Below are 20945 nucleotides of genomic sequence, written 5' to 3'. Positions count from 1 at the left end.
AAAAGGGAGGATTTAATCCTCCCTTTCTTCGTTTTCATCCACCAAGTCTATACCTAAATCATTTTTTAAGATTCCGCCAAAGGTTATGGACTGTCCTCCAAATTTACTACGAATAGCATCCATAGTTTTATCTAAATTTGTACTTCTTTCCCGGGATTCTATATCCTTGCTGAAAAGACTTAACTGCTCTGATTGATTTTCATCCACTAAATTAATACCGGTTATGGTGATAAGACGAATGGGATTGCCGATAGTCCATGAAGCTTTTAAAAGAGAATAAGCAGAGGTGTAAATTTCCTCCGTAATATTGGTTGTTGATTCCAGTTGTTTCTGTCTTGAAATCGTTTTAAAGTAAGGATCTTTAATGTCTATTTTTATTCCAGAGGCTTTAAGCTGATAGCTTCGGAGCCGGCTGGAAACTGTATCAGAAAGAGCTTTAAGTGAAGTCTGTATGTCATCGGTTGTAGTTAAGTTACGTTTGAAAGTGATGCCATTACCTACCGACTTGATTTTCTGTTTCTCATAAGAACGCGCAACAGGGCTTTCGTCAAGTCCATTGGCATAGTCATATAACATGGGTCCCTGCTTACCCAGCAGGCCTTGTAATACTGATTTATTAGTACAAGCTAAGTCACCAATCGTTAAGATTCCGGTACGCTTTAATTTGTCTGCAGTAGCAGAACCCACAAAGAACATTTCTGAAATATCCATAGGCCATAGTAAGCTTCTATAATTATCTCTTGATATAACAGTAGTCGCATCAGGTTTTTTGTAATCACTGCCCATTTTGGCAAAGATTTTATTATAGGAGACACCCGCTGAAAGTGTTAGTCCCAATTCACTTTTTACGGTTTCACGGATTTTATCTGCAATTTCAACACCATTTCCAAAAAGTTTTAAGCTTCCTGTCACATCAAGCCAGGATTCATCGATACTAAAAGGTTCAACCATATCTGTATATCTATAATAAATGGAATTTATCAGTTCGGAGTATTTCTTGTATTTATCGTGATGAGGGCGGACTAACTGCAGTTCTGGACACTTTTTTCGAGCAGACCATATGGTTTCCGCTGTAACCACACCGAATTTCTTAGCCAGTTCATTTTTCGCCAGAATAATACCATGCCTGCTTTCGGGATTGCCGCTTACTGCCATAGGAATACTTTTTAAATCAGGTCTTGAAAGCAATTCTACTGAAGCAAAAAATCCGTTCATGTCACAATGTATAATAGTTCTATCCATAGCTGCCCTCCTTCGATAAGTATACTAATTGTATTTTATACTAGAAAATTTGAAAATTCTAGTGTATAATTGAAAAGCTAAACGGCAAAATTTTTAAAGCATGATTTGTGTTTCATTATATTATATAAATGAGATGTAAAGGGGGATTCCTATGAAAAATGTTATGGTTTGCGTTACTCAGCAAAAGACTTGTGAGCGACTTATCAAGTATGGACATGAATTTCTCGGAAATGATGAAGGTGAATTATTTATCATACATGTAGCACATTACCAATTCAAGTTTTTGGGAAATAATCAAGAGGGCGAAGCTTTAGAGTATTTATATGAAAAAGCTTTGGAATATGGCGCAAATTTAACTGTGGTCAGGTCTAACCATGTGCTAGATACCTTAGTGGATTTAGTAAATAAGAATGACATTTCTTATGTTGTTCTTGGAGAATCAGGAGAGGCCAAAACAGCAGAGAATTTAATCAGTTCTTTTAGCGAAAAGATTAAAGACATAGCAAAATTAATTGTGGTACCAGCACATTAAGGATATAGAAATAAAGGTGCAGGGGAATGGAGGTAGTAATTAATGAGAGTTTTAACAATTATTTCAGGTGTAATAGTGATACTAACAGGCTTGTGGTGCGTAGCTAACCAGGGGGTGGCTTTTGCAGCATTAGCTTTTATATTGGGTAGTGTAATGGTTATAAATGGAATTATTGGAGCAGCAGCATTTATAAAGATGAAAAATAGACCAGATGGGATGGGATGGGCTTTATCAGATGCTTTAATGGGTATAGTTTTAGGGTGTATCGTTTTATCCAATCAGTTAGCAACGGATTTAATGATAATCATGTTTTTTGGCATGTGGATGCTGTTTTCAGGGTGCAACAGAATCGTTGGATCGCTGACCTTAAGGAAACAGGAAAATATATCCTGGAGTTGGACTATGGGACTAGGAGTTATTAGTACTTTAGCTGGAATATATTCTTTCCTAAATTCTAATTTTGCAGGAATAACATTAGGAATTCTAATAGGGATTTTCTTCTTGATACAGGGCACTAATGTATTAACATTTGGTATTGGTATGCCTCATGCAAAAAGGCATCACCATTTTTTACATAGTGAGAAAAACAAGGAGAAATAGAAATAAAAATGAATTTAGCAAGATCATATGTATTAGAATTAGTAAATGAATTTGAAGGATATAATGGTAAAAGATTTACAAAAGATTTAATGTCAGGAATAACAGTAGCAGCTGTAGCACTGCCTTTAGCCATTGCATTTGGTGTGGGGTCTGGGGCCACTGCTGCAGCTGGACTTGTTACAGCAATAATAGGCGGTATAGTAATAGGAGCACTTTCGGGTGCTTCTTTCCAAATTTCTGGGCCTACAGGAGCAATGACAGCAATATTAGTTACTTTAGCTGCGAAATATGGAATGCAAGGCATCTTGATATCCTGCTTTTTAGCAGGCGTTATGTTGGTAATAGCGGGATTTTTGAAGCTTGGCAGGGTAATATATTTTATTCCTTCTTCCGTCATAACGGGATTTACTTCAGGGATTGCGATTATAATTGCCCTGGGTCAGCTAGATAACTTTTTTAATGTTACTTCTAAAGGAAGCTTGGCAATCAATAAATTCTTTTCTTATTTCACAGGAGGATTTAATCCAGACCCATACACAGCAGCAATCGGTGTAATGGTTATAATTATCATGCTTATATGGCCTAAAAAGTGGAATGAAAAAATCCCTTCGTCATTAGCATCTCTGGTTATTGTATTGATATTTAATTATTTTGCAAAGTTTGATGTTGCAGTTGTGGGAGATATTCCTAAAACTATATTTTTACAGGATAGGCTTACTTTTCAGGTATTAAAGTCTGTTGAACTATTGGACTTTTTTATTCCCGCATTATCCATAGCAGCACTTGCTATGATTGAAAGCTTGCTTTGTGGGGCTTCAGCAGGAAAAATGAAGCATGAAAAGCTGAATGGTGATGTAGAATTGGTTGCACAGGGATTTGGTAACATAGTTATTCCACTATTTGGAGGAGTACCGGCAACAGCGGCTATCGCCAGAACAAGTGTAGCAATTAAGGCCGGTTGCGAAACAAGGCTTACAAGTATTATACACTCTATCGTTTTATTACTCTCAATGTTTATTCTGGCTCCAATCATGTCAGCAATTCCTCTTTCCGCATTGTCAGGAGTTCTTATTGTAACTGCTTGGAGAATGAATGATTGGGAAAATATTCACTTTATATTTCAGCATAAATTTAAGTCTGGTATGGCAAAATTCTTTATTACTATGGGTGCAACAGTTGTTTTAGATTTGACACAGGCAATTATCATAGGTGTGGCTTTTTCTGCAATATTAATTGTTGTAAGACTTACAGATATAGATGTTACTATTAGTGAAATTGACCGTGATAAATTAGAGAATATCGGAATAAAGATTCCGCAAGTATCAGATAAAATTAGAGTTGCTTATTTAACAGGAACAATTTTTTTTGCAGTAGTTGATAAGCTGATAACACAACTTTCTGAACTGGAAAACACCAAGGTACTGATCCTTTCCATGAGAGGAGTGCCTGTTATGGACTTATCTGGAGTTCAGGGCATGATTGAGTTAATTAATATTCTGCAGGAGCATGGAACTGAAGTTATGTTTACAAGTGTTCAGCCAAAAGTCTTAAAAAAGATGCAAAGGGCCGGAATCTTAGATATGGTTGGAAAAGAAAATGTGTTCAGCAGTGCAGAACATGCCATTATAACAGCCCATACACATTTATAACAACAACATAAAAAAGTATATATAAAAGGACTCTATCCGGTTAAACTAGCAGCATTGGCTTGCAAAATTAACCGGATAGAGTCCTTTTTAGTGGAATCGTTTAATTGTGTAAAGTTATAAATGTAACATCAGGCGGCGCCATAAATCTAAAAGGAAGTTTTGTCATACCAATACCTGAGGTAACATAAAGCTTCGTATTTATATTGTTTTCAAATTCAAATAAGCCCTTTAAATATTTTTCACCATAACGGGGAAGAAATTCTGCTGTGTAGCCGGGAATATTAATCTGACCTCCATGCGTATGCCCTGAAATCATTAAGTTTACATTGTAATCTAATATCTCATCGACCACATCGGGTTCATGACATAGAACTATATTATAAAAATCACCTCTGCCCCAGCTGGCTATAGCGGGTGAGCCTCCACCTATAAGAATGTCATCAATTCCAATAACGGCAAGATTTAAATTGTCAAAGGAATAATAATCTCCAGCAAGGACGGTAAAGCCACCCTCCTGCATGATACCTTCATATTGCCATTCAGCACCACCGCCATAATCGTGATTTCCGTATACGGCGAATTTACCTAAGGGAGCTTCAATTTTTGAAAGGCAGTTGGTTATTTTATTTACATCTCCCGTATATGTATTAAAGTTGTCAATAAGGTCACCTGCAAAAAAAACTAAGTCCGGAGATTGCTCATTTATGCTGGATATGACTTTTTCAAAATCGTCAGTTGTATACCAGTCACTAAAGTGAGTATCAGAGAAAACGGCAATTTTCAAATTGCCCTTTCCAGCTTCCAGTTGCAATTCTGGAGCTTTCAAAGAAAGCTCTACAGTTTTTAGATTGTAAGGCTCAATATATCTCGCATAGCCGAAAGCTATGGTAATTACTATTAGTAAAAGTATAAACAGCTCAAAAACTGTTTTTATAAATTTAAGCATTTTATAAACTCCTGTAATAATTAACCTGCTCTTATTTTACATAGAAAGCCTAATAATAATAACATGAAAAGTAATGGATGGCAAAAGATTTTTATTTGTGGTAAAATAAAAACGTTATGATATAAAATATGAGGTATAAAATTATGAATAGTAATCAGAAAAGTAGTAAATCATTATACGATATATTCTTTGATGTATGCATCATTGGTGGTGGAGCCTCTGGATTAGCCGCAGCGATTAGTGTTATGGAAAAGAATCCCACACTAAAGGTTTGTATTGTAGAAAAAAAAGAGGAACTTGGAAAAAAACTTCTTGCTACAGGAAATGGAAGATGCAATATTACGAATTCATCTTGTACAGATTATGAAGTCGTAAAAGATTTTTTAAATAATAGTGGAATTGTTTTAAAGGAAGAGGAACATGGCCGTATGTATCCACAAAGCGGACAGGCTGCATCGGTTTTGGAATTATTAAAATGGAGAGTCAAAAAGCTTAACGTTACTACATTTACCAATTGTCAGGTACTAAGTGTTATTAAAATTGAAGAAGAAGGCTTTAAAGTAAATATTGATTGTGCAAATGAAAAAGTCATTATACCTTGCAAAAAAATAATTTTAGCCTGTGGAGGTAAATCAGGACCTCAGTTTGGAACAACTGGCGACGGGTATGGAATAGCTAAAACATTTGGGCATACTCTTTCGAGAATATATCCTGTTCTCGTGCCACTGGAATGTGAAGGTGTAGAAAAATCTTTAAAGGGTATAAGAGTAAAGGGTAAAGCAACTTTACTGAAAAACGAACAGCCCATTGTAGAAGAAACTGGTGAAATCCAATTTACGGCAGATGGCTTGTCAGGCATTTGCATTTTTAACCTAAGCAGATATATTAAATTGGAACTGGACGATTATACTACTTTGGACGAGGCTTTTAAACAATATAGTATAGAGCTTGATTTCTTACCTGAAATGGAAGATGAGGAAGTGATAGAATTTTTAAAGGATAGAAGATATTTAATGTCAGAAATGCCTACAGAAATTTATTTGGCATCCATTATAAACATGAAACTTGGTGAGCAGATTATTGGGGAGGCATTGGAAGATAAAATCAGTACTATCGGGAATATTACTTATAAAGGCATAGAAGAAATCGCAATGCTTTTAAAAAGCAGCAGATATGTTGTTACAGGAGCAAAAGGCTGGAAAGAAGCCCAGTGCACTGGTGGTGGAATTATTTTAGATGAAGTGAATTTAGAGACAATGGAATCGAAAATCTCTGAAGGTATTTATTTTGCTGGCGAACTTCTTGATTATGATGCACCATGTGGTGGATTTAACTTGCATAACGCATGGCTTACAGGAATAAAGGCTGGAAGAGGCGTAGCAGAGGCACTTACACAAAAAATGGTGATTGGAGAATAAATGTATAGAATTAGTCAGATTAAACTAGATTTAGATGAGAATAAATCAAATATTCCAGAAAAGATATTAAAAAAAATTGGGATGGAAGATATTTCTATAACGGAGTATAAAATTGTTAAAGAATCCATAGATGCAAGAGATAAAGGCGACATTAAGATGGTTTATACTGTTGATTTTTCAGTCAATGCTGATATTTCGAAGGCAGCTTCAAGATTAAAAATTACAGAAGCTCCTGATAATAAATATAAATTTGTAGCTTTTGGTGCAAAAAATATGAAAAATAAACCAGTTATAGTAGGTTTTGGACCTTGCGGCATGTTCGCAGCTTTGATATTGTCAGAGATGGGATTCAAACCTTTAATCCTTGAAAGAGGAAACTGTGTAGAACAAAGAGTAATTGATGTTCAAAAATTTTGGAATGAGGGAATTTTAGATGAAGAATCCAATGTCCAATTTGGCGAGGGAGGTGCTGGTACTTTTTCTGACGGTAAACTTACGACACAGATAAAAGATTATAGAATTCATAAGGTACTTGAAGAATTGGCAGAAGCAGGAGGAAATGATGAGATACTATATAAGCAGAAGCCGCATATAGGAACAGACATACTTCGTCAAGTAGTTATAAATATAAGAAAGAAGATTATAAAAAATGGGGGAGAAATCCGTTTTGCTTCAAAATTAACTGATATCAAAATTACCGATGGAGCCGTGAATGCTGTACAGGTAAATGGCAGGGAATGGATAGAAACAGAAAATTTAATTTTGGCTATTGGTCATAGTGCAAGAGATACCTTTAGAATGCTAAATCAGAGAGGTATTCATATGATTCAAAAGCCATTTTCTATGGGAGTAAGAATAGAACATCCGCAAAAGATGATTGATAAAGCACAGTATGGACGTGAAGATACAGGTCTTGGCGCAGCGGATTACAAATTATCCCATAGATGCGAAAATGGCAGAGGTGTATATACCTTCTGCATGTGTCCTGGCGGAGAAGTTGTTATCGCTTCTTCTCAATCCGGAGGGGTAGTTACAAATGGTATGAGTTATCATGAAAGAAATAGTCAATATGCCAATAGTGCACTTTTGGTAGATGTTAGGACTTCAGATTTTGAGTCGGATCATCCATTGGCAGGTGTCGAGTTTCAAGAAAAATATGAAAGAAAGGCTTTTGTTGAGGGTGGAAGTAATTATAGTGCGCCTAAGTCTTCTTGGAAAGAATTTGTTGATAAAAAAGCAAATGGTAACAAAGTAAGAAATTGTCTGCCTGATTTTGCAGTAGAAGCAATGCTGGAGGCTTTACCATTTCTAGGAAGAAAGATAAGGGGATTTAATTCACCAGATGCAATGTTAACTGCGGTTGAAACCAGGAGCTCTTCGCCAGTGAGAATACTTCGAGATGAGTTCTTTGAAAGCAACAGTAAGGGCATATATCCTGTTGGAGAAGGTGCAGGATATGCAGGAGGTATAACTTCGGCAGCAGTAGACGGAATAAAAATTGCGGAAAAAATTGCAATGGAATACAGCCCTATTGAAAGAAAACAGATAGATATATAGTCGAGAGGAGAAAGATTGATTTGAAAAGGTTTTTAGCAATACTAGTATTATTAACAATGAGTTTTGGAACTACTGTTGCAGCGTTTGCTGAAACAACTGCAGTTGCATCTTCACAATATAACATAACGGATGCAGGAACATATGATATGTTTACAAATTATGTAGATGGGTATAGTTTAAATGTTGATAAAGGCATGAATGTAGACATGAGATATTCCAGTGTTGGAACGATATTGGAGAATACAAATAAAAGAATAGAAATCTATAAGCAGTATATTGGCAACACAAGTAAGGCTGGTTATATTAACTATTCAAATAAGTTCTTGAATAATACAAATGATCATGTCACGGAATATAATGACGTACAAACTATTAATGGACATTCTGTAAATATCGTGGTATGGCATAGAAATAAACTGTCAAGAGTAAACAATGATAAGAATTATTATATCTGTATGGATATACAGAAGGACAATTATTGTTACACCATTTTTGTGAAAGCAACGGACCCCATAGCTAATTTAGGAGGATACACTTATTTAATCAATAGTTTTACCACTTTCACACCAACAAAACCAGCATACATGAGAGTTGCACAGAAAATTGATATAAATGAAAAGAACTGGAATGATGAAACCAAAGCATTTTATCAGAATTATTTTAGTGATGAGGCTGATTTAACCTGGGGCATTTTTGAACCAGATACTGCTGGCTTTGATTATACACAACTGGATACCTATGAAAATTACTATGATTATGAATTCCCAATTCTTTTAAACTACAGTGAATTTGATAATACTTATAAGCATCCAAATCTTAAACAAAGGTTAGATACTGCTTATGACCATAATAAAGTTTTAGAGCTTACACTTCAGACAACCGGAAAACCGGATGGAAATATGGTATATGATGTTTTAGATGGTCAGTATGACGAATTCTTAAGAGATTATGCCCAGGTTGTGACAGAATTTGGCCATCCTGTGATGTTTAGGCTGGGTAATGAAATGAATGGAGACTGGTGCCCATATTCCAGCTACAACACATCTAAAGACACAACTATGTACAAAGAATTTTATAAGTATGTCTATAGCTTTTTTGAAAAGGCAGGAGCTCAAAATGTAATCTGGATATGGAATCCAAATTGCGTTTCTTTCCCTAATTTCAATTGGAACGACGAAATGATGTATTATCCGGGAGACAAATATGTTGATGTAGTAGGTATGACTGCTTATAATACAGGAACATACTATGCATCCACGGGAGAAAAATGGCATGAATTTGATGACTTATACGAAGGCCTTTATTATGACTATTGTGCAAAATTTGAGCAGCCACTTATGATTACGGAGTTCTCTTCAGCAAGTATGGGCGGTGACAAAAATCAATGGGTAATTAACATGTTTAATACAATAAAGAACTATGACCGTATAAAAGCTGCTGTCTGGTGGGATGGATGCGACTGGGATGCAAATGGTAATGTAGCGAGATCTTATTTTATGGATGAAAGCCCTACATTATTAAACACTTTTAAAAAGTATTTAAAAGGTTCCTGGGATAGAGATGTTTATGCATAGAATGAAAATAATAAAATTATAAATTTGGAGAAAAAATAAATATGCAAAGCAAAAAGAAACATAAAAATATAAAATTAACATTTTTTAAGGGGATTAGACTTTTGTTTATTCCCCTTTCGCTCATTATGTTTTATTACACTACAAAAGCCTGGGGGGATTCGATTGGATTTATTTTGGCTATGGGCTTTGGAGTTAGTTTTTTTCTTATTATAAATAGTACAATTGTAGACATTATAGTCGGTGAACTAAAAAGCGGGGTAGAGGAATTAATCCGAAAAGTTACCACTAGCCCAGTCCATATTGAATTTGGTAAGACTTGGGGAAGGATGAGCTTTCTTATATTCTTGCAAGAGGACAATGAGACTGTTACTAAAGTGATTTATCGTAAAGTGGTAGAGCGATTAAAGGCTTCAGAGCACTTTAGCAAAATTGAAATTGTTAGTATGGCAAATGTACCTAATTTAGAAAAAGAAACCATTGAAAAGTTTAAAAATATGATGTTAAAAAGTGCTCTTGAGATTGCAAAGAGAAAAAGAAAGGAATAATAAAATGTCAAAATGTACAACGAATGAAGTTTCATGCCCTGAATGTGAAAATAAGCAAAACTTTGTGACATGGCAAAATATCATTGCTGATTTAGATCCAGAACTAAAGGAGAAAGTGTTAAATGGAGAATTATTCGTTTTTACATGCGAAAAGTGTGGCAAAAAGTTTCCTATAACTTATCCCTGTTTATACCATGATATGGAAAAACACTTAATGTTGTACCTTACTGCTGATGCAGATTCCATAAAAGAGATGAATAAAGTTCTTTTTGACTCTCCGGAAACCTTTGAGATACAAGCAAGACAGGGGTATGTTTATAGAGCGGTAAGCAATGTAAATGAACTGGCAGAAAAAATAATGATACATGATATGAAGCTAGACGACAGAGTAATAGAAATTATAAAAATGTTGATTCTATTCAAATCAGGAAATGAGGGAATGGATGTAGACAGCATTGCAGGCATGTTCTACTATCCGTCAAAGGAACATAAACATGAAATACTAATAATGTTTGCAGATGGAAAGCAGTCTCTTATTCCCATAGATGATGATTTGATTAAAGAAACAAAGGGGAATCTTAAAGAGAAAATCGAAAAAAATACACAAGAAGGTTATCAATTTATTAATATTGAATGGGTAAGCAAGATACTATCATAATTTTTATAATAAATAACAACCTAATTTGTGATTCGACATAAACAGACATGCTAATATTTGGCAATGTATGTTATAATATAATAGCTTAAATAAAAACTGAAAGGAGGGCTGTAAAGTAAAAGAATACATATTTTACATAAACTAAACCAAATAAAATTCATAGAATAAATTTAATAATATTTATATCAGAAAGCTGTAAAGTATAAAATCTTTACTTTACAATAAACTGAATGAAAGAAAATAATTCAAATGTCACAAGTTTTAAACCGTTTATAGCAGCAGACAAAATTATGCCAGAATTCACAGTAACCTCAATTTTGTTAGGTGTGGTATTGGCCATTTTGTTTGGTGGTGCTAACGCCTACCTGGGATTGCGAGTGGGTATGACAGTATCGGCTTCTATTCCAGCAGCAGTTATTTCTATGGGTATTATTCGCATTATTCTAAAAAAAGAATCCATCTTAGAAAATAATATGGTTCAGACTATTGGATCGGCTGGTGAATCGGTAGCTGCCGGAGCAATTTTTACAATGCCTGCACTATTTATGTGGGCAGCAGAGGGTGTTGGAGAAATGCCTTCACTAGTTACTATCACCTTGATTGCACTTTGTGGTGGTTTGTTAGGTGTATTCTTCATGATACCTTTACGTACAGCACTTATCGTTAAAGAGCATGGAATAGTTCCTTATCCAGAAGGAACTGCTTGTGCTGAAGTTTTAATGGCAGGGGAACAGGGAGGTTCTAAGGCAACCAGTGTATTTGCAGGTCTTGGAATTGCCGCATTTTATAAGCTTATTGCAGATGGTTTCAAATTATTCCCAAGTGAAGTTGACTATAGTATTTCATCTTATAAGGGATCTGGTATTGGGGCAGACGTACTCCCAGCACTTGCAGGTGTAGGGTATATATGCGGCCCTAGAATTTCTTCTTATATGCTTGCAGGTGGTGTGACAGCATGGTTTGTTGTGATGCCATTAATTGCATCTTTTGGTGGTGATATGGTACTATTCCCAGCAACAAAACCTATTAGTGAGCTAGGAACCTGGGGCATTTGGTCCAGCTATGTCAGGTACGTAGGTGCTGGTGCAGTTGCAACGGGAGGGATCATTAGTTTAATTAAATCATTACCTCTGATTGTCACAACATTTAGAGATGCCATGAAAGGATATGGTCAGGGCAGTGCTTCCGTAGAAAGAACCGCTCAGGATTTATCTTTAAAGGTTGTCTTACTTGGAATTATTGCAATTGTTTTAGTTATGTGGCTAGTTCCAGCTATTCCACTTACATTGTTTGGAGCAATACTCATTATTGTATTTGGATTCTTCTTTGCTACAGTATCTTCCAGAATGGTAGGACTGGTTGGAAGTTCCAATAACCCGGTATCCGGTATGACTATTGCAACTCTGCTTATTACTACTATTATTTTAAAGGCCACAGGGAATACAGGTATGGCAGGTATGGTAGCTGCAATTACCATTGGATCTATCATTTGTATTGTGGCAGCTATAGCTGGGGATACATCACAGGATTTAAAAACAGGCTACATAGTTGGTGCTACTCCTAAAAAACAGCAGATCGGTGAAGTTATTGGTGTTTTTGCATCTGCTATAGCCATTGGTGCCATTCTTTACTTATTAAACAGCGCTTGGGGATACGGTACAACAGAACTTCCTGCTCCACAAGCGACTTTAATGAAGATGGTAATAGAAGGTGTAATGGGTGGAAATTTACCATGGAATCTAGTATTTGTAGGGGTAGGTATTGCTATCGTAATTGAAATATTACAGATGCCAGTACTTCCATTTGCAATTGGTTTATATTTACCAATTCATTTATCAACACCAATCATGGCAGGCGGACTTATCAGATTATATATTGATAAGAAAAAATATAATAATAATCAGACTAAAAATAATGTTATTGAAAGCGGTATTCTTTATACTTCCGGGTTGATTGCGGGTGAAGGCCTGGTGGGTATTTTATTAGCAGTATTTGCAGTTATACCAGTTGCCGGAGGATCTTTCGGAGATTATATTAATCTTGCCTCAAGAGGCATTTCGCTTGGTAACATTGGTGGATTGGTATTCTTCGCAGCTCTTCTGTTGACCATTATGAAGTTTACTGTATGGAATAATAAAAATATAGTAGAATAGTTTGGGAAAAACAATGAAAAAGAATAATAAACAAAACTATTTGGATAATATTCCTATGAAAAATCAAGCTCACTCATGGGAAGAAGAAGACGAAATAGTGACAATTCACATGGAAAATAAGGGTATTTATAATAAAATTGCTCAAAAATTCTTTGGTTCACCTAAAGTAAGTCATGTAGCGTTAGATGAACTTGGTAGTTTTGTATGGAAACAAATTGATGGTCAGCGTTCTATATACCAGATTGGTCAGTTAGTAAATGAAGAGTTTGGTACAAATGCAGAACCACTATATGAAAGATTGAGTAAATATTTTTATAACCTGAATAGTACGAAATTTATAACTTTTAAAGTAAAGGGATAAGTGTGGTATGGATAATTTTAAATTGACAGTAATAGGAATCATATTATTTGCAATAGCCACGTCCATTATTTATGTATGGGGATTAAAAAAATCTATAAAACAGGCAGATACTTTAAAAGCGATGATGTATACCAAAGCAGCAAATAGGGTAATGGCTTATTTAAAAAAGAATGATTCTGTATCTAAAAAAGAAATCATGAGCTTGGTTCGTGATATTAAGGCATCAGAGTTTTATTCTAAAAAAACGGTTGTAGTTCAGAATGAAATGGAATTTACAAATTCCCTTATAAATTTTATGTCAGATAAAAATTTAATTAAAAAAGATAAAGGTATATATCGAAAGTCAAAATAATTGATTTAGAAATCTATGGATTTTATCCATAGATTTCTATTACATATGGAAGGAAGGTAAAAAAATGGGAGTGTTAAATGATTTAAAACCTCAGATCGTATTTAAGTATTTTGAAGAATTATGTAGTATTCCTCATGGATCAGGACATATGGAACTTATAGGTGACTATTGTGTTGCTTTTGCTAAAGAACATAATTTGGAACATTATAGAGACAATCTAAGCAATGTTATTATTGTAAAAGAAGCTTCAAAAGGATATGAAAACTCACCAGCTGTAATTATTCAGGGACATTTAGATATGGTTTGTGAGAAAACTGCAGAGCGTGATATCGATTTCTTGAAAGATAGCCTTGAACTTGGTATTGATGGCGATCAGATTTATGCCAATGGTACGACTCTTGGCGGGGATAACGGTATCGCTGTAGCTATGGCTCTTGCCATACTGGCTTCAGATGATATAGAACATCCCAGACTAGAAGCAGTATTTACTGTTGATGAGGAAACTGGGCTATATGGAGCAGAAGCTATTGATGTTTCCATGTTAACGGCTAAGAAATTAATAAATTTGGATTCAGAAGAAGAAGGCATTATTACAGTAAGTTGTGCAGGTGGTGTTACTGCTGAATGTATTCTTCCAATTGAACGTGAAAAGGTGGAAGGTACACAGGTTAAGATTCTTATAACAGGATTAATTGGTGGACATTCTGGTATGGAAATAGATAAAGAACGTGGAAATTCCAACATGCTTATGGGCAGATTGCTGTACAGCTTAAATAAAGAACTTACGTTAAACATTGTGAATATTGCAGGCGGACAGGCGGACAATGCTATCCCAAGGGAGACTGTATTGAATATTGTTGTAGCAGATAAAGATTTATCAAAGTTAGAAACTTTGATTAAAGAATATCAGTCTATTATAAGCAACGAGTATAAAACTAGTGATCCTAAAGTTGTAGTTAAAGTTGAGAATCTTGGGAAAGCAAAGGCAGAGGCCTTAAATAAAGAATCCGTAAAAAAGACTATTTTAATGCTATTAAATATTCCAAATGGAATTCAGTCTATGAGTGCAGATATAAAAGGACTGGTAGAAACTTCCTTAAATATGGGAGTGCTTAAAGTCTTGGAAGATGGTGTTCATGCTATTTTCTCAGTTAGAAGTTCAGTGGAAACGGCTAAGGCTGCTGTATGCGATAAATTAACGGCTTTAATGGAATTCCTTAGTGGTAAGGTTCAATTTGCAGGAGCATACCCAGGATGGGAATTTATGAAGGACTCAGAACTTAGGGAAACGGTAATTCGTGTATATGAAAAGCAGTATGGTAAAAAGCCTGCCATTGAAGCTATTCATGCAGGTCTTGAGTGCGGCTTTTTCTCTGAAAAGATAAATGGTTTAGATTGCGTTTCATTTGGACCAAATATGACGGGCGTTCATACAGTAGAAGAAAGGCTAAGTATTTCTTCAGTAGAGAGAACTTGGAAGCTATTGCTAGAAATATTGAAAGAGAGTAAGTAGCAAGAGATAATAAAACGGGAGATAACAAAAAATGAAAAACGGTGCTATAGTTTATTCTTATGGAAATAGCTTATATATTAACCTTACAAACAGATGTCCAAATAAATGTGATTTTTGTATTAGAAATGTCACAGATAATTTAGGAAATGCTGATAATCTATGGCTTCAGAAGGAGCCTACAGTAGATGAAGTGATTTCTAGACTAAAAGAAGAAATCTGTGAGAAGAAAACTAACGTTGATGAGATTATATTTTGTGGATATGGTGAACCTACAGAAAGGCTGGAGGAGATTATTGACATATCTAAAGAACTAAGGAAGTTCACTGAAAAGCCTATCCGTATTAACACCAATGGAATGTCAGATTTAATTCATGAAAAGGAAACGGCACCTTTGCTTGAAGGCGTAGTGGATGCAGTATCGGTAAGTTTAAATGCTCCAAATGCGGAGAAGTATCTAAATTTATGTCATCCTGAATTTGGGATAAAGTCATTTGACGCAATATTAAAATGGACAAAAGATATAAAAAAATATGTTCCTGATGTAAGAATGTCTGTGGTAGATGTTATTCCAGAAGAGGATATTCAGAAATGCAGACAAATAGCAGAAGAACTTAATGTGAAATTTAGAATAAGATAAAAAATAATTAAAAAAAGTGCTTACAAATTGCTGTAAGCACTTTTAAGTTTTCAACAGTTATAATTAATCAATTAAACTTTGACCAGTCATTTCATCTGGTATTGCGATTCCCATTAAATCAAGCATAGTAGGTGCAATATCTGCTAAAATCCCACCATCTTTTAATTTTACGGGCTCCTTTGAAATGTGGACTAAAGGAACATCATTTAACGAATGAGCAGTGACTACTTCGCCCTTCTCATTTAGCATGCAATCTGCATTTCCATGATCAGCAGTCAATAAAATTTGCCCCTCTTTGGCAAGGATTGCATCTACAATTTGGGATACGCATCTGTCAAGGGCTTCAATGGCTTTCACTGCTGCCTCAAATACTCCAGTGTGACCAACCATATCTGCATTAGCAAAATTTAAAATGATAACATCATATTTATCTTTGCCAATTTGCTCTAGAACCTTCTCTGTTATCAGATAAGCACTCATTTCAGGCTGCAAGTCATAAGTTGCAACAGATGGGGATGGAATTAAGATTCTGTCCTCATCTTTATTTGGTGCTTCAATACCACCATTAAAAAAGAACGTAACGTGGGCATATTTTTCTGTTTCAGCAATTCTCAGCTGAGTTAAATTTTGTTGCGCTAGATATTGGCCTAAAGTGTTCTTTAATGACTGCGGTGAAAATGCAACTAATACATTAGGCATTTCAGCATCATATTGAGTCATACATACATAACACAAGTTTCTTATAACTTTTTTTCTTTCAAATCCATCAAAATCTTCACTGACAAAGGCCCTAGTTATTTCTCTGGCTCTGTCAGGCCTGAAATTAAACATGATAATTGAGTCATTATCGTTGACAATTGCAGGATTAGAGTGTTCGCCGTGAATGATAGCAGGTATAACAAATTCGTCATTTTGATTATTATTATAAGCTTGTTCAATAGCTTTTATTGCAGTTGTGGAATGCACACCTTCACCTGAGGTCATAGCATCATAAAATTTAATGACTCTTTCCCAACGCTTGTCTCTATCCATGCCATAATATCTTCCAGCAACCACAACAATTTCTCCAAGACCAATTTCTTTCATATGGGCTTCAAGCTGTTCAATATAATCAATTGCACACCTAGGGGGTACATCTCTTCCATCTAAAAGTGCATGTATAAAAACTTTTTTTACACCATTGTTTTTTGCCATGTCTAATAAGGCAAAAAGATGGTTTATATGACTGTGGACTCCGCCATCTGAGACCAAGCCAAGAAAGTGGAGCGCAGAATCATTTTCTATTACATGATCCATAGCTTGTTTTAGAGATTTATTTTCAAAAAAACTTCCTTCTTCAATTTCTTTTGTAATTTTAGTAAGCTCCTGATAAACAATTCTTCCAGCGCCTATATTAAGGTGACCTACTTCTGAATTACCCATTTGACCAGCAGGAAGGCCCACATTAAGTCCGCAGGCTTTTAAAGTAGTGTGCGGATAAGTGTCAAATATCTTATCTAAATTAGGCTTTGAAGCAGCAGCAATAGCATTACCGTAAGTTTCTTTACTTATTCCAAAACCGTCTAAAATCATTAACATAGTTGGTTTAGCAAATTTTTTCATTTAGTACCTCTTTATAATTTTAATATTTAATAAGCAATAGGAACCACTGATTCAGTGGGATTTAATAATAGTATAACAAACTTCTTAAATAAAACATATACACTATAGAGTTTTTTTTGGTATAATATATAATTGAGTTGTTTGCAAAAGCAAATTATTAATGTTAAAGGGAATATTAGAGGAGATTTATATAGATGAGTAAGAAATCGTTTTTAAAAGGAGCAGCAATCTTAGGTATAGCAGGATTATTAGTGCAGGTTATGGGGGCAGTTTTCAGGATACCTCTAGCCAACATTATAGGGGATGGCGGCATGGGTTACTATCAGACTGCATATCCTATATATGTATTTTTATTGGTATTTTCAACCAATGGTGCACCTGCAGCTATATCCAAGATGACTTCAGAACGTATAGCTATAGGCAGAAGTGATGAGGCGCACAGGGTTTTTAAATTATCATTTATACTGATGTTTGTTTTAGGAATTGTAGCCTCCTCCATTTTTTTCTTTGGAGCGGAACCCATTGTAAAAGCTCTTGGAAATCCAGGCGCTTATTATTCAATGCTTGCCATAGCACCGGCATTGCTATTTGTTCCAATTATGGCAGTTTTCAGAGGGTATTTTCAGGGAATGCAGGAGATGGGGCCTACAGCCACTTCACAGCTTATAGAACAGGCAGTAAGAGTTACTATTGGGTTAGTCCTTGCAGTTATGCTGGTCCCAAAGGGACTTGAATATGCAGCTGCTGGCGCTACGGTTGGTACAAGCATTGGGCCTATTGCAGGGGTTTTAGTTTTGATAGTGATTTACTTATATAGGAAAAAAAGACTACCTCTTAAAAATGAGACGAAAGATATTGATAAAGAAAGTGCGGGCAGTATACTGAAGACTTTAGCGGCTATTGCCATTCCCATAACCATAGGTGTATCAATTCTTCCAATTATGAATATAGCCGATGTGGTAATTGTTATGAGAAGACTACAGTCAATAGGCTTTACTGGTGAAGAAGCAAATGCCTTATATGGGCAGCTGACTGGTATGGCAGGGCCTGTTATAAATATTCCAATGGCATTGGCACTTTCTATGGCCTTGTCTATGGTACCTGCCATTGCAGCAGCAGCAAGTACGAAAGATACAGCTTTCTTAAATATGAATGTTCGTCTAGGGCTTAGAACAGCTATGATTATTGGTGTTCCATGCAGCTTTGGGCTGATGGCATTATCAGAACCTATTATGACACTTTTATTTCCTCGTCAGATTGAAAGTGCAGTAAGTTCTTCAGGTTGCTTATTCTTCTTGGCTATCGGAATTGTTTTTTTATGCATAGCCCAGACCATGGCAGGAACACTGCAGGGGCTTGGCAGACCTGGAATTGCAGTTTGGGGCTTGGCAGCGGGAGTTGTGGTTAAATGTGTGTCTACTTTTGTTTTAACAGGTATACCTGAATTGAATGTGGAAGGTGCAGCCATCGGAAGTACTCTTGGATATATAACCATTGGACTTATTAATTTTGCTGCAGTTAAGAAACTGACCGGTATTACCTTTGATTTAAAGCTTTCCATTTGGAAACCACTTATATCAGGTATCGTAATGTTTGTATTAGTTTTTGGAACCTATAGGTGTTTTGCGGGATTTATAGGGAACAGTCTTTCAACAGTGGTGGCTATTGGTATAGGTGCAGCTGTATATGGAATTATGCTTCTTAAGATTAAAGCCATAGAAGAAAATGAAATCGTTATGCTGCCAAAGGGAGGAACATTAGTTAAACTGTTTAAAAAGTGTAAGTTGTTGTAGGGGCCTGGCATATTGACAAACTGAAAATTTGTTGTTAGTATAAATTCAATAGTGAAAAAGTGAATATTGGGTAATAATGTATTTTATGTTCCGTTAGTAGTACAACTACTAATGGCTAAGATGGAACACCGGTTAAAGTCCGGGACGGTATCGCCGCTGTAAGCGAGGAACAAATCGCAAGTCAGAAAACAAACATAACTGTGACTTTTAGTAGTCACAGTTTTTTAATGGGAAGAATTACTAGGAGAAAGAATATTAAGATGAAAATTGAGTTTCAGAAGGTAACGAAATCTTTTAACAAAGGAAAAAATATAGCACTAAAGGATTTTAATATGGAGCTGACGTTGGATAAAGGCATACATGCATTAGTAGGACCTAATGGAGCAGGGAAAACCACCATATTAAAAATATTATGCGGATTATTATATCCTACGAATGGTTGTGTTTTGATTGATGGAAAATCACTGGATGACAAATGGGCAAAAGATAACGTGACTATGATTTTGTCTGGAGACAGATGCTTATACTTTAAGAATACAGTTTTTGAAAATATGATGTATTATAGTATTTTACAGGGAAATAGTCCAGGTGAATCGAAAGCTTTAATTTATGAGTATGCAGAGGACTTTGGAATCCTTGATTACTTAAATAGACTAGTTGAAGGTCTTTCTTCAGGAGAAAAGAAAAAAGTCTGCATTTTAGCTGGATTATGCGCACAATCAAAGATATTATTGATTGATGAACCAACGTGGGGGCTGGATATTGATTCGGTTTTAGTATTACAGGAGTTGTTAAAAAAGCTGAAGGAAACAAAAGACGTATCAATAATCATCTCCTCTCATGATGTGAATTTTCTGTCTGGAGTTGCAGATGATTACCTATTTGTGAAAGCTGGTCAAAATAGGGGAAGAGTAACAGAACATTTAGAAGTAAAGGAGCTAATAGAAAATTATGAGAAAATTTGTATCTACTAACTTAACTCCTTGGGTATATGAACTAAAGTATGACTTGTTCCGACAATTTAGAAGTAAGATAGCATTGCTAATAAACATTCTTGCAAATATTGGGGTGTATGGATTAATTGTACTTGTTAATGACAGCAATGCAATATCCGAATGGTATGATGTCAGTGCTGCCAACGAAGGTATGTTAGTGTTAATTGGATATACATATTGGCAATTTAGTTATTTCATTATACAAGTAAATGTTTTCAACATTAGCGGTGAGTATTATAGCGGGATACTTGAGTCAAAATTATTAACAAAAAGTAATTTTATATTTTTAATGTTTGCAAGGATTATATCCAATCTTGCAATCTGTCTTATTGCTCAGTTATGTGTCGTTGTTTTTGCTAGTTTATTCAATATTATAAACATAACGCACATAGTTAAATATTTATTTAGCGTACTAATCTATGCCCCGGCTTTATTAGGTATATTTGGTTGGGCAGTAATTTTTGGCGGCATTACTTTAAAAATTAAAGTAATGGGACAGTTTATGTATGTACTTTCGGGAATCATGCTTATATTTTCAAGCGTATATAATATAAATTCCAATTATATACAATACTTATTTCCCTTTGCGTTAGGAATAGATATTTCGAGAGAAATATATTTGAATTTATCCGTTAGTATATATGAATGGCTTCAGTATATTAGTTTAAATGTGTTTTATTTATTTGCGGGTATTGTAGGTTTTAATAGACTTTTAAAAAGCAACAAAAAAAATGGATGTTTTAGTGCATAAGAAGGAAATTTACCATAACAGAAGTAGTCATTGGCATATTGACAAACTGAAAATTTGTTGTTAGTAT

19 protein-coding genes and 1 riboswitch are annotated in these 20945 nt (G+C 35.2%); of the genes, 16 read left to right on the top strand and 3 right to left on the bottom strand.

Annotated elements, in window-relative coordinates:
• Positions 1-12: 12 nt before the first annotated feature.
• Complete coding sequence (dinB, locus tag RTW14_RS11060; protein WP_312651072.1) at positions 13-1242, bottom strand: DNA polymerase IV; 1230 nt, start codon at positions 1240-1242, stop codon at positions 13-15.
• 151 nt (positions 1243-1393) lie between these two features.
• On the opposite strand from dinB, the gene RTW14_RS11055 reads away from it, so the two are divergent.
• From RTW14_RS11055 to RTW14_RS11045, 3 genes are read left to right on the top strand one after another with little or no spacing between them, the layout of a single operon-like run.
• Positions 1394-1774: a universal stress protein gene (locus tag RTW14_RS11055; RefSeq protein ID WP_312651069.1), complete on the top strand. Its 381-nt coding sequence runs from the start codon at positions 1394-1396 to the stop codon at positions 1772-1774.
• A 42-nt stretch (positions 1775-1816) separates the two neighbouring features.
• Positions 1817-2374: an HdeD family acid-resistance protein gene (locus tag RTW14_RS11050; RefSeq protein WP_312651065.1), complete on the top strand. Its 558-nt coding sequence runs from the start codon at positions 1817-1819 to the stop codon at positions 2372-2374.
• An 8-nt stretch (positions 2375-2382) separates the two neighbouring features.
• Positions 2383-4023 carry a SulP family inorganic anion transporter gene (locus RTW14_RS11045; protein ID WP_312651061.1) on the top strand — a complete coding sequence of 547 codons (1641 nt, stop codon included), beginning with the start codon at positions 2383-2385 and terminating at the stop codon, positions 4021-4023.
• 100 nt (positions 4024-4123) lie between these two features.
• On the opposite strand, the gene RTW14_RS11040 is transcribed toward RTW14_RS11045, so the two are convergent.
• A complete protein-coding gene (locus RTW14_RS11040) occupies positions 4124-4969 on the bottom strand; it encodes a metallophosphoesterase (protein ID WP_312651059.1) in 846 nt (281 codons plus the stop codon).
• A 143-nt stretch (positions 4970-5112) separates the two neighbouring features.
• Between RTW14_RS11040 and RTW14_RS11035 the strand changes: the two genes are divergently transcribed.
• From RTW14_RS11035 to RTW14_RS10990, 10 genes are all read left to right on the top strand, one after another.
• Complete coding sequence (locus RTW14_RS11035; protein ID WP_312651056.1) at positions 5113-6387, top strand: NAD(P)/FAD-dependent oxidoreductase; 1275 nt, start codon at positions 5113-5115, stop codon at positions 6385-6387.
• The gene (locus RTW14_RS11030) at positions 6388-7944 is read left to right on the top strand and encodes an NAD(P)/FAD-dependent oxidoreductase (protein WP_312651052.1); all 1557 of its coding nucleotides are present in this window, start codon (positions 6388-6390) and stop codon (positions 7942-7944) included.
• Positions 7945-7964: 20 nt separating this feature from the next.
• Positions 7965-9518 (top strand): glycoside hydrolase family 26 protein, encoded by a 1554-nt coding sequence (locus tag RTW14_RS11025; RefSeq protein ID WP_312651049.1) that lies wholly within the window; start codon positions 7965-7967, stop codon positions 9516-9518.
• 41 nt (positions 9519-9559) lie between these two features.
• Entirely contained in the window at positions 9560-10063 is a 504-nt protein-coding gene (locus tag RTW14_RS11020; protein WP_312651046.1) for a hypothetical protein, read from the top strand.
• A 4-nt stretch (positions 10064-10067) separates the two neighbouring features.
• Positions 10068-10721: a CpXC domain-containing protein gene (locus tag RTW14_RS11015; protein WP_312651043.1), complete on the top strand. Its 654-nt coding sequence runs from the start codon at positions 10068-10070 to the stop codon at positions 10719-10721.
• Positions 10722-11011: 290 nt separating this feature from the next.
• Positions 11012-12874 carry an OPT family oligopeptide transporter gene (locus RTW14_RS11010; protein ID WP_312651039.1) on the top strand — a complete coding sequence of 621 codons (1863 nt, stop codon included), beginning with the start codon at positions 11012-11014 and terminating at the stop codon, positions 12872-12874.
• A 13-nt stretch (positions 12875-12887) separates the two neighbouring features.
• Positions 12888-13235, top strand: a complete 348-nt coding sequence (locus RTW14_RS11005; RefSeq protein WP_312651035.1) for a PqqD family protein — start codon at positions 12888-12890, stop codon at positions 13233-13235.
• Between the two features lie 7 nt (positions 13236-13242).
• The gene (locus RTW14_RS11000; protein WP_312651032.1) at positions 13243-13587 is read left to right on the top strand and encodes a hypothetical protein; all 345 of its coding nucleotides are present in this window, start codon (positions 13243-13245) and stop codon (positions 13585-13587) included.
• 64 nt (positions 13588-13651) lie between these two features.
• Positions 13652-15100: an aminoacyl-histidine dipeptidase gene (locus RTW14_RS10995; RefSeq protein WP_312651029.1), complete on the top strand. Its 1449-nt coding sequence runs from the start codon at positions 13652-13654 to the stop codon at positions 15098-15100.
• Between the two features lie 31 nt (positions 15101-15131).
• Positions 15132-15737: a TIGR04100 family radical SAM protein gene (locus RTW14_RS10990; RefSeq protein ID WP_312651025.1), complete on the top strand. Its 606-nt coding sequence runs from the start codon at positions 15132-15134 to the stop codon at positions 15735-15737.
• A gap of 63 nt (positions 15738-15800) precedes the next feature.
• Here the strand turns inward: RTW14_RS10990 and gpmI are convergent, their stop codons facing one another.
• Positions 15801-17339 carry a 2,3-bisphosphoglycerate-independent phosphoglycerate mutase gene (gpmI, locus tag RTW14_RS10985; protein ID WP_312651022.1) on the bottom strand — a complete coding sequence of 513 codons (1539 nt, stop codon included), beginning with the start codon at positions 17337-17339 and terminating at the stop codon, positions 15801-15803.
• 194 nt (positions 17340-17533) lie between these two features.
• Between gpmI and RTW14_RS10980 the strand changes: the two genes are divergently transcribed.
• The 3 genes from RTW14_RS10980 to RTW14_RS10970 all read left to right on the top strand — a co-directional run bounded on the left by RTW14_RS10980 (position 17534) and on the right by RTW14_RS10970 (position 20878).
• Positions 17534-19132, top strand: coding sequence for a putative polysaccharide biosynthesis protein (locus RTW14_RS10980; RefSeq protein ID WP_312651019.1), 1599 nt, complete (start codon positions 17534-17536; stop codon positions 19130-19132).
• Between the two features lie 68 nt (positions 19133-19200).
• A riboswitch (cobalamin riboswitch) is annotated at positions 19201-19344 on the top strand.
• Between the two features lie 48 nt (positions 19345-19392).
• Positions 19393-20106 carry an ABC transporter ATP-binding protein gene (locus RTW14_RS10975; protein WP_312651016.1) on the top strand — a complete coding sequence of 238 codons (714 nt, stop codon included), beginning with the start codon at positions 19393-19395 and terminating at the stop codon, positions 20104-20106.
• Entirely contained in the window at positions 20084-20878 is a 795-nt protein-coding gene (locus tag RTW14_RS10970) for a hypothetical protein (protein ID WP_312651014.1), read from the top strand. The genes RTW14_RS10975 and RTW14_RS10970 overlap by 23 nt, the downstream gene beginning before the upstream one ends.
• The last annotated feature ends 67 nt before the right edge of the window (positions 20879-20945 follow it).

Origin of the sequence: Aminipila sp., from assembly GCF_032051575.1 — a bacterium.
In the GTDB taxonomy this organism is placed as follows: domain Bacteria; phylum Bacillota; class Clostridia; order Peptostreptococcales; family Anaerovoracaceae; genus Aminipila.
The sequence above is the reverse complement of the archived record's forward strand: the minus strand, read 5'-3'. Positions and strand labels throughout refer to the sequence as shown.

Excerpts from the sequence above, each read along its gene's own strand:
- RTW14_RS10990 (WP_312651025.1), top strand. The coding sequence starts at position 15,132 with ATGAAAAACGGTGCTATAGTTTATTCTTATGGAAATAGCTTATATATT.
- RTW14_RS11055 (WP_312651069.1), top strand. The coding sequence starts at position 1,394 with ATGAAAAATGTTATGGTTTGCGTTACTCAGCAAAAGACTTGTGAGCGA.
- RTW14_RS11020 (WP_312651046.1), top strand. The coding sequence starts at position 9,560 with ATGCAAAGCAAAAAGAAACATAAAAATATAAAATTAACATTTTTTAAG.
- RTW14_RS11010 (WP_312651039.1), top strand. The coding sequence starts at position 11,012 with ATGCCAGAATTCACAGTAACCTCAATTTTGTTAGGTGTGGTATTGGCC.
- RTW14_RS11005 (WP_312651035.1), top strand. The coding sequence starts at position 12,888 with ATGAAAAAGAATAATAAACAAAACTATTTGGATAATATTCCTATGAAA.
- dinB (WP_312651072.1), bottom strand. The coding sequence starts at position 1,242 with ATGGATAGAACTATTATACATTGTGACATGAACGGATTTTTTGCTTCA.
- RTW14_RS11040 (WP_312651059.1), bottom strand. The coding sequence starts at position 4,969 with ATGCTTAAATTTATAAAAACAGTTTTTGAGCTGTTTATACTTTTACTA.
- RTW14_RS10995 (WP_312651029.1), top strand. The coding sequence starts at position 13,652 with ATGGGAGTGTTAAATGATTTAAAACCTCAGATCGTATTTAAGTATTTT.
- RTW14_RS11050 (WP_312651065.1), top strand. The coding sequence starts at position 1,817 with ATGAGAGTTTTAACAATTATTTCAGGTGTAATAGTGATACTAACAGGC.
- RTW14_RS11015 (WP_312651043.1), top strand. The coding sequence starts at position 10,068 with ATGTCAAAATGTACAACGAATGAAGTTTCATGCCCTGAATGTGAAAAT.
- RTW14_RS10970 (WP_312651014.1), top strand. The coding sequence starts at position 20,084 with ATGAGAAAATTTGTATCTACTAACTTAACTCCTTGGGTATATGAACTA.
- gpmI (WP_312651022.1), bottom strand. The coding sequence starts at position 17,339 with ATGAAAAAATTTGCTAAACCAACTATGTTAATGATTTTAGACGGTTTT.
- RTW14_RS11000 (WP_312651032.1), top strand. The coding sequence starts at position 13,243 with ATGGATAATTTTAAATTGACAGTAATAGGAATCATATTATTTGCAATA.
- RTW14_RS10975 (WP_312651016.1), top strand. The coding sequence starts at position 19,393 with ATGAAAATTGAGTTTCAGAAGGTAACGAAATCTTTTAACAAAGGAAAA.
- RTW14_RS10980 (WP_312651019.1), top strand. The coding sequence starts at position 17,534 with ATGAGTAAGAAATCGTTTTTAAAAGGAGCAGCAATCTTAGGTATAGCA.
- RTW14_RS11035 (WP_312651056.1), top strand. The coding sequence starts at position 5,113 with ATGAATAGTAATCAGAAAAGTAGTAAATCATTATACGATATATTCTTT.
- RTW14_RS11045 (WP_312651061.1), top strand. The coding sequence starts at position 2,383 with ATGAATTTAGCAAGATCATATGTATTAGAATTAGTAAATGAATTTGAA.
- RTW14_RS11030 (WP_312651052.1), top strand. The coding sequence starts at position 6,388 with ATGTATAGAATTAGTCAGATTAAACTAGATTTAGATGAGAATAAATCA.